We start from the raw sequence: 8,892 nt of genomic DNA on the forward strand, positions 1-8,892 counted from the left end.
TCTGGACCACACAACATAGAAGTGGCCCTTTTCAGCTTTTTGAACCTGTCCTTTGAACTCGTCGGCGGCGTTGCACGGCCGTTCGTCCGAGGGCTGAGCCGCCCATCTGCCCTGTCCTGCCCGTCACAGCAAGCGATGGTGCAAACAACTTCACAGGTGCACCAGTTCATTGAGCCGCAAGCAGTCGGCAACACAGCGAAGTCTTGTATGGTGAACCTCTATACAGCCGATAAAAGCAAAGAGGAGCCAAATGGCCGCAGAGAAGAACGTCTCGATTAGTTTCAGAGTGACGCCTGAGTTCAAGTTCCTCCTCGAGCGAGCCGCAGCTCACGAGCAGCGCAGCCAGACGAACCTCCTCGAAAAACTTCTTTTCGACTACTGCCGGACCCACGGCCTGAGCGCCAACCCGCCGGCCGCGCGCGAGCTCGAGAAAGCAGGTGCCCAATGAACGCGCCCGACCTGATGAAGAAGCTGCTCGACTACGTGCTCGAGCAAGCGAAGACCGTCGACCCCACGGCCTTCCAGCTCTCTGGCCAGGGCGGCTTCCAGAAGGCAAAGCCCGACCTCCAAGGCCTGCCCGGTGTTGACTTCGACCTGGCCGGTGACGGCGACCATGTGTGGCTGAAGGTGGCGCGCCTTGAAGCGCACCCGCCGCCGGCGCTGCCGAACGACGAGTGGAAGCCCCTCATCGTCGCGCACCGCGAGCCCACGGGCGCCCGCCCGAGCATCGACGAGGTCGCGTTTGAGCATCGGATGACAGCTGCGACCCAAGCCATGCTCGCCGAGGAGCGGGTCGTCTTTGTCGCCGAAGCACGTACCCGGCTCGAAGAAGCCCTTGGGGCGTACACCCAGCTGTGGACAGCCTGGGCCACCGGCGAGAAGCCCCGCCGCAAGACCATCGCGCTCTACGGCGACCTCTTTGCCATCAAGCATCAGCTGGAGGCCGAGGAGACCGCCAAGCCCCATGAGCTCGTCTGGGGCGTGGGCGTGTCAGCCTGGAAGCTGAATTACACTGAGCGCGGCACGACATCGGTCGTCGATTTCCAGTACCCGCTCATCACTCAGGCTCTCGAGGTCGGGATGGATGACCGCACGCTAGCGCTTGAGCTGCGCCCGCGCGCCGTCGGCCCGCAGTTCTCGTTCGATGCGTTCGCTGCCTGCCAGCTGCTCAGCGCGCCCGAGGTCGAGAAGGCCGCTCGCGCGGCATTGGAGAAGAGCGCAGACCGCCCAGTGAGCCCCTTTGATTCGGGCAGCTACGAGCACCTGCTCAAGCTCATCGCCGGCAACCTGCATGACAAGGGGCGCTACGAGCCTGGAGCAGAGGCCTTCCCGAAGCCTGGCGAGGACCTGGTGGTCACCGACGCATGGGTTCTTTTGTCCCGCCCGAAGTCCGTCAACTACCTGGAAGAGGACATCGAGCGCCTGAAGGCGCGCCTCACGCCCGGCGTCGAGATTCCTCTCGGGCCACTCTCGCTGGTCACGCCACCATCGGACCAACTGGCCACGCACGTGCCGGTCGCGTTCCGCGGGCTCTCCGGTGTTTCAGGCAACTACGGCGGCCGCAACCAGGTGCAGGAGCTCTTCTTCCCCCTGCCCTACAACCACGAGCAGGTCACCATCGTCGAGCAGCTCGAACGCTCGAGTGGTGTCGCCGTGCAAGGCCCGCCCGGGACGGGCAAGACTCACACCATCGCCAACATCGTTTGCCACTACCTGGCCACGGGGCGTAAGGTGCTGGTGACCTCCAAAGGCGAGCAGGCGCTCGAGGTGCTGCAGTCCAAGATTCCGGAGACCGTCCGGCCGCTGACCGTGGCGCTCCTCTCCGGTGACCGCGAAGGCATGCGCCAGTTTCAGGGCTCCATCGAGGCCATCATCCACAACGTCTCGCAGCTCAACCCCGAGGTGGTGAACGAGCAGATTCGCACCGAGCGCAGCGGCATCGACCGCGCGCACGAGGAGCTCGCGACCATCGACCGACGGGTGGACGCGATTGCGATGGCACAGCTCTCGGACATCGAGGTCGACGGGGTGCAGATGCGCGCGCAAAAGATGGCAGAGCTGGTCATCTCGGGCCAGGAGAAGCACGCATGGTTCGATGACGCGCTGTCGCTCGATGCCGCGCATGCGCCGCCCATGGACGCAGCGCTGGCCGCCCAGACCCGTGAAGCCCGTCGCCGGCTTGGCCAAGACTTGGACTACGCCCTCGCCCGCATCCCTTCGAGCAACGCCTTGTTGCCAGCTGCAGAGGTGGCCCAGCTGCACGACGCGCTGGTCAGCTTGCGCGAAATCGAGGCTGCAGAAGCCAATGGAGGCCTGCTGGCGTTGCGCGCCATGACCCCTGAGGTATTGGATGACGCCCGTCGCCTGCTGGCAAAGGTCGAGGAGGCACGGCAACTCGCTTTCGAGCTCGAGGAATCCGGCGAGCTGTGGACCCTGGAGCTGCGCAAGAAGTGTGGCCAGGCGACCTTTGCGAGCGAACGGGCCGCCTTCGAGGCACTCTTTGCCAACATCGAGCAGCTGATTGCAGCGCGCGCCCAGTTCCTGAAGACGCCGGTGGAGGTGCCTGAGCAGGCGCTGGCGCAGCCGAAGGTGCGCGAAGCCGTGCAGCGCGCTGCGGAAACCGGCAAACCCTTTGGTCTCATGAGCTTCGGCGGCAGCGACATCAAGGAGCTCGTGAATGCCATCCGGGTAAGCGGCCTGGCGCCTGCCTCCGTCGACCACTGGAAGCACGTGCACCGCTACCTGGCGCTCCACGAACAAGTTCTTTCGTTCGGCGTGCGGTGGAACGAGGTCGCCGACCTTCTCTCCTTGCCTGAGCTCAAGGGTGGCGTGGTCGGGCTGCGGCGCGTTGAGCTGGTCACGGGCATTGCCAGGAAGGCACACACGCTAGCCATGCAGTTCGACGCGCAGTTGCCGGCTCTTGGAGAACGCGTTTTTGCGAACCCTCCAAAGATGCTGCTGCGTGGCTTGTCCTCCCAGCTCGAAGAGATGCAGCGCCATCTGCGCAGTCATCTGACCCGTCTCGAGTTGGCCAAGGCAGCCACGACCCTGGTGACGCTGCAGGAGAAGCTTGCGGGAACGACCGGTCCGGTCTCCGACGCCCTGCGCGCCTTCGTTGCGAATGAGCTAGGCAACACAGCCATCCCTGTTGAACGGGCCACGGCACGATACGCGGAGCTCGTGAGTGACGTGCGCCGAGTGGAAGGCCTCGGCCATGACCTGGCGCTGGTGAACGACGTGGCGGACAGGTTGGAGCGCGCCGGCGCCGCCAAGCTTGCTGTGCGAATCAGAACTTCGGTGGTCGACGCGTCTGGAGATGACCCTGTCCTGCCAGTCAGCTGGCGCGAGGCCTGGACGTGGTCGCGTGTCCGCGCCCATCTGGATGCCATCGAATCGCGCGAAGAGCTGCGCACACTCGCGGCGCGCCGGCGAGACCTGGAGGCAGGCCTCGCCCGGCTCTACGAGAGCGTCGTGTCCAAATCCGCCTGGCTCTCAACCAAGCTCGGAGCTTCGCCAAGAGTGCTGGCGGCACTGGAGACCTACCGGACAGCGGTCCGCCGTATCGGCATGGGCACCGGCCCGAATGCGACGCGGCACCGTCGCGACGCGCAGAAAGCGATGCTGGACGCGCAGGGCGCCATCCCCTGCTGGGTGATGAGCCACGCCAAGGTGTCCGAGAGCCTCCCGGCGCAGCTTGGCGCCTTCGACCTCGTCATCGTCGACGAGGCAAGCCAGTCGGACCTGTGGGCGCTGCCCGCGGTGCTGCGCGGCAAGAAGATTCTGGTGGTCGGAGACGATAAGCAGGTCTCGCCCGACGGCAGCTTCGTCTCGGCCGTTCGAATTCAGGAACTGCGTGACCGGTTCCTGAGCGAGCAGCCGTACGCGACCGTGCTGACGCCGGAGAAGTCGCTCTACGACATCGCCTCAACCGTCTTCGCGGCCCAGAAGGTGATGCTGCGGGAACACTTCCGCTGCGTGCCGGCCATCATTGCCTACAGCGACAGGTTCTACGACGGCATCCAGCCCCTGCGCATTCCGAAGGCCTCTGAGCGCATCGACCCTCCGCTTGTGGACATCTTCGTGCCCGGCGGCATGCGCGGCGTGAAGGACGAGAACAGCCTGGAAGCGCAGTGCATCCTGGCGGAAATCGAGGCCATCGTCGCCAACCCACAGCTTGCCGGCCGGACCATCGGGGTCGTGTCACTCCTGGGCCCCGAACAGGCCAAGAGAATTGATACTTTGGTGCGTCAGCGCCTAGATGCCAAGGAACTCATCCGCCGGCGGTTCGACGTGGGCGACGCCCGCCTTTTCCAGGGCAGCGAACGCGACATCATGTTCCTCTCGATGGTCGCTGACCCGCAGCGCTCGAAGGCGCTCTCCGGCAACAGTTCCGAGCAGCGGTTCAACGTAGCGGCAAGCCGTGCACGAGACCGGATGTACCTGGTGCGCTCGGTTCAGATGTCAGACCTGTCGCACCTGGACCTGCGCCGTGGGCTCCTGGAGCACTTCAGCCGGCCGATGGAGGAGTTCAAGGACGACCAGGCCAAGTCGCTCATCGAGCTGTGCGAATCTGGCTTCGAGAAACAGGTCTACACCGAGCTCTACAGCCGCGGCTATCGCGTGGTGCCGCAGGTGAAGGCAGGCTCCTTCCGCATCGACATGGTGGTCGAAGGCGCTGACGATGCTCGCCTGGCCATCGAATGTGACGGGGACGAGTTCCACGGGCCCGACCGTTGGCAGGCCGACATGGGCCGCCAGCGCGTGCTCGAGCGAGCCGGCTGGACGTTCTGGCGCTGCTTCGCTTCGACCTGGTCGCTGCGGAGAGACGAGGTCGTCGAGGAGCTGCTTGCTCGCCTGAAGGCGATGGGCATCGAGCCTCTGGGCGCTCTGGAGCGTGCGCCTTCGCTGGTCGAGTATCGGGAGTGGCGCTTGCCTGAGCTCGAGGAGGCTTCGGAATCGGACCCGGCAGCCCAAGCGGTTGAGGATGCGATTGCCGCCGCGACATCAGAGGCGGAATCCCTCGGGTCCGGAAAGCAAGTCGAGCAATCCACATCGGAAATCTAACCTGTCAGGATTTGCCGGATACTGCCCGTCTTTTTTGGTGCGAGCTAGGAGTTCGCGCCGTCAACTCACAAGAAGAACCCGATGTCCTCCCGCGCCAAGACAATTCAGATATTCCTCCCTTCTGGAGACCCCCAAGGAATTCGCCAAGCGGAAATCACCACGCGCATCGTGAGAGTCATCGACGTGCCGCGCGCTCTTTTGAAGGAGTTCCTGGCGATGCCCGAGGCCGCTGGTGGCGCCGTGTACTTCCTATTCGGAGACGCGGAGGACGACGCAAAGCCGCTTGTTTACATCGGTCAAACAACCGACCTCAAGAAGCGTTTGGTCGAGCACCAGAAGAAGAAGGATTTCTGGCAGCGGGTCGTGGTCCTGCTCAGTCGTGCGGAGAGCCTGACGACGACGCATTCGCTCTATCTCGAGCGACTTTGCATTCAAAAAGCCAAGGAGGCGGGCCGTTGCGTCATCGAGAACGACACCAACGGCAACAAGCTGAACACGTCGAAGCCGCTCGAGTCTGAGTGCGATGAGCTGTTCGATACGGGGGAGACCCTCATGAGTACCCTCGGCTTTTTCCTGTTTGAGAAGCCGGGGGCTGTTGAGAGCAAAACCAACCTCGAGCTCTACTATTGCAATGCAGCAGGCACTGACGCTCGCGGCCATTACACAGCTGAAGGGCTGGTTGTTTTGAAGGGCTCAAAGGCCCGTCTGAGCGTCACCGACAGTTTCAAAGACAAGAGCTTTCACGTGAAGCGCCAAAAGTTGGAAGCAGCTGGAGTGCTCAAGCAGGAGGGCGAGCATTTGATTTTCACGCAGACCTATCCGTTTCCGACGCCGAGCGCTGCCGCTGCAATCGTGGTTGGCAACAACATGAACGGCTGGAAGACTTGGAAGAACAAAGCGGGGAAGGACCTCGACAGCGTCGTCCGCCAAGTGACCTAGCGCACCCGCGGGGCCGGTGGCGGCCGCTCAATGCCCGGTGTCGAGGGTAGACGACGCGGCGTTCATTGAAGCGCTGAGGCTGCAGCCTCCCTCGTCCGAGCAGCCATATGGCGATTGAACGAAAAACTTCTTTCCGCCCGACTGTTGACGAGCTCTGGCGCTCGGGTGCGACCTCCTTCGACGGCGGCGGTGTCAGGCAGCCACTCAGGGGCCGTTAGCAGACACCAACGCGGCCAAGTTACGCTTCTGTTCTGCCAGGATGCCGGCAACGGTCGTCCGCGGCCCGACGGGCTCGGTGATGGTTACGACAACGCCCATCCCATTCACGACGGTCATCGATTGCGTCTGTACGAGGAGCGCCGGATTCGTACGCCCGCGGGCCTTGACGGTCGCGAGTCCGTAAATCCCGTTGCGGTCGACGTCGGCTATCCCGAGCTCCTTGCGCTCGGTGACATTGGGGTGCCCCGACATTCGCATCCACGCTTCGACCTGACTGCGAACACGCTCGCGCTCAGGAGCCTTGCCCGCTTGCCCCACGGCCAGGTCCCTGACTGTGTTCTTCATCGGAGCTGGTTTTCCGTCCTTCTGCATGAGAGCAACCATGCCGAAGGACACGTCACCGTCATAGCCCGGGTCCTTCCGCAAGGTTGGCAGGCTTGGGCAATCGACGACCGCAAACAGCAGCCGCAGCTCCGGGCCGAGTGTCGGAGCGATTCCCTTACGAAGCACCGCGTCGGGCCCGTGCTCCTCGAGCTTACAGAAGCCAGGTGGGATGGGAACCTCGAGCCGGACCCCGTCAAAAGAGTAGTTCTCTGCACCCGCGCCCCCTGCAAACAAGGCGAGCGCCAAGCCGCGGACCATCGCCTGCTCCCAAGCCTTGACCTTCGTCTTCATCTTCACCATCGTCGACCCCTCTTGTTGGCAGCGGAGCCTAGCAGCTTCGAAGCCCGGCACCTCGCCAGCGGCACGTTTTCGAGGCGCGCGACCACGCGGCCAGAAAAAAAGCAGCCCCCGGAGGAGCTGCGAACAGACTGTGTCAATGAGCGACTGGGAACTCGTGAAACCCGACGTGCGGACGCCTGGACGCTGCTGCCTCGAGAGCGGGTTTCAGGTACAGCAGCCCCTCCTCTTCGTACTGCGTGTTGGCCAGCGCTTTGCCTTCGGCTTCCGCGAAGTCGAAGAGCGCGTCGACGAGGAGTTTGGCAACGCCCTGGTTGCGTCGGTCCTCACGAACACTAACGAAGGTGATGGTCATCGCGCCGGGAATGCGCGTCGACTCCTCCTTCAGTGCGGCCAGGCCGATGACTTGCTCTCCGTCCATCGCAGCGATGAACGAGCGATGCCGGGCGGTGTACGGGTCGAAGTAGACCAGGCTGGTCTCCATCTCCTTGAGCTGTCCGGCGAAGACTTGGTGCTTCTGCTCGCTTGTGCGAAGAACGCGTGTTTGAATCATGTTGAGCTTCCTTGAGAGTTGACCTTCCAGGTGTAGAGACGAGCTGGGCTAGGGGCTCGCCAAGTCCGGGCGTCATGGCCTCCGAAGCACCACCTGCATTCCGCTGGGCATATACGCCCAGAAAACCAGAATGCCAAGTGGAGTTGGTTTTTTTATCTCAATCCCGACGGTATATTGGCCAGCGACACCCAACCGACGAAGGTCGGGTGCACGGACTACTGCTGGTGAGGCAGCGCTTTCGCCTTCGACAAGACGCATGCGTCTTATTTCTTGCGCTTTGTCTCTGTACCGATGACGAATGGCGAGGTAGAACCGTTCTTCAGGATACGAATCGCTGCGGGCCGACAAGGCGGCCGTTCCCTGCGTGTACCCGCGGCAAAACCTCGGGCCCATTGGAGCTTCTGGCATGGCCACGTTCAAACGGATTCTCGGACTTTGGGTGACCCCCGACTTCTCTCAGGTAGAGAAGGGGCTAAGACCTCCGCCCTACGTGAACTACAACCAGGTCGACTTCGTCGGCTTGGCGCATTTCTTCGAGGAGTTCAACAACTGTGGTGAGCGGGTCAAGGTTCGCTTCGCCAACGACGCTGTCGACCAGGTAACGTTGCACTTCAGGGCCCTGGGCGGCAAGCCCGAGTCCATGGAGTGCAAGGACTTTGCAGAAGCGCTCCTCGCGGTGGCCAAGGGCGCCAAAAGCCCGGTCGATGTCCGCGCTTCGTGGGTGCAGTTGCATAAGCTTCAGGACCGTACGCACGCGCCCCCGCCAATGCTACTCATGTTCGTCGTAGAAGGGGGCTTCGAGGCGGTGATGCTGTGGAGTCAGCAGTTGGGCATGCGGCTCAACATCAAGGCTGCCAGCCCGATGATGCTCATCATGGGCAACGCCCAGGAGAGCGACTACCGAGGGCGACTTTCCCCTGACCTGATGAAACGGCTGGAAGCAGACTTCGGCATTCCCTTCAAACGACCCGCCCTTCTGTCCGCGCTGGCATCCACGGCGCCACCTGCTTGGGCACAGCAACCGGATTAACGGCAACTGCGGAAACCGCCGTCGCCACCTGAACGGCTCCGCTCGGCCACGCGAGTGCTTTCGCGGCTGCGAACTCTTGCTCTGACGGAGTCGGCCGCGCTCAACGGGATTTCGCCGTAAGGTGGGGCAAAAACACGTCCAAGAACTCGCTGCAGGCAACCTGCGGGTTGTACGTCGCACCAACCGGCAGGTAGTCCGCCATATCATTGAGAAACTTCTTTGAACCCATTCGCCGCAGCAATTCAGACTTGACGTCATCCGCGGTGAATGTGCTTCCCTCCTGGGCCATGTAGTAGCGGAACGCTTCCGCTACGCGGGCTGGCTGCACTCGGGCGACGGCGCCTTGCGCCTGCGATGCGGTCCAGGCTGCCCGGCGTCAACTATTCTGAGCGGCGAGCGTCAATTA

General features: G+C 63.0%; 8 protein-coding genes. 5 read left to right on the top strand and 3 right to left on the bottom strand.

Features of this window, described 5'->3' with window-relative positions; genetic code table 11:
* The first annotated feature begins 21 nt into the window (after positions 1 to 21).
* The 4 genes from APY03_RS43255 to APY03_RS04985 all read left to right on the top strand — a co-directional run bounded on the left by APY03_RS43255 (position 22) and on the right by APY03_RS04985 (position 6,003).
* Positions 22 to 279, top strand: a complete 258-nt coding sequence (locus APY03_RS43255; protein ID WP_232324156.1) for a hypothetical protein — start codon at positions 22 to 24, stop codon at positions 277 to 279.
* Positions 251 to 448 carry a hypothetical protein gene (locus APY03_RS04975; RefSeq protein ID WP_068674507.1) on the top strand — a complete coding sequence of 66 codons (198 nt, stop codon included), beginning with the start codon at positions 251 to 253 and terminating at the stop codon, positions 446 to 448. Before APY03_RS43255 ends, APY03_RS04975 begins: the two co-directional genes overlap by 29 nt.
* Complete coding sequence (locus tag APY03_RS04980) at positions 445 to 5,064, top strand: AAA domain-containing protein (RefSeq protein WP_068674509.1); 4,620 nt, start codon at positions 445 to 447, stop codon at positions 5,062 to 5,064. Before APY03_RS04975 ends, APY03_RS04980 begins: the two co-directional genes overlap by 4 nt.
* An 81-nt stretch (positions 5,065 to 5,145) precedes the next feature.
* Complete coding sequence (locus APY03_RS04985) at positions 5,146 to 6,003, top strand: GIY-YIG nuclease family protein (protein WP_068674511.1); 858 nt, start codon at positions 5,146 to 5,148, stop codon at positions 6,001 to 6,003.
* Positions 6,004 to 6,207: 204 nt separating this feature from the next.
* Here APY03_RS04985 and APY03_RS04990 read toward each other — a convergent pair whose 3' ends face one another.
* Entirely contained in the window at positions 6,208 to 6,906 is a 699-nt protein-coding gene (locus APY03_RS04990) for a hypothetical protein (protein WP_068674513.1), read from the bottom strand.
* A gap of 133 nt (positions 6,907 to 7,039) precedes the next feature.
* Positions 7,040 to 7,456 (bottom strand): GNAT family N-acetyltransferase, encoded by a 417-nt coding sequence (locus APY03_RS04995; protein WP_068674515.1) that lies wholly within the window; start codon positions 7,454 to 7,456, stop codon positions 7,040 to 7,042.
* A gap of 406 nt (positions 7,457 to 7,862) precedes the next feature.
* Here APY03_RS04995 and APY03_RS05000 point away from each other — a divergent pair, with 406 nt between their 5' ends.
* Positions 7,863 to 8,486, top strand: a complete 624-nt coding sequence (locus tag APY03_RS05000; protein WP_068674517.1) for a hypothetical protein — start codon at positions 7,863 to 7,865, stop codon at positions 8,484 to 8,486.
* Between the two features lie 100 nt (positions 8,487 to 8,586).
* On the opposite strand, the gene APY03_RS05005 is transcribed toward APY03_RS05000, so the two are convergent.
* Entirely contained in the window at positions 8,587 to 8,814 is a 228-nt protein-coding gene (locus APY03_RS05005; protein ID WP_068674519.1) for a hypothetical protein, read from the bottom strand.
* Positions 8,815 to 8,892: the final 78 nt, after the last annotated feature.

It is taken from the genome of Variovorax sp. WDL1 (genome assembly GCF_001541225.1).
Lineage (GTDB): Bacteria > Pseudomonadota > Gammaproteobacteria > Burkholderiales > Burkholderiaceae_C > Variovorax.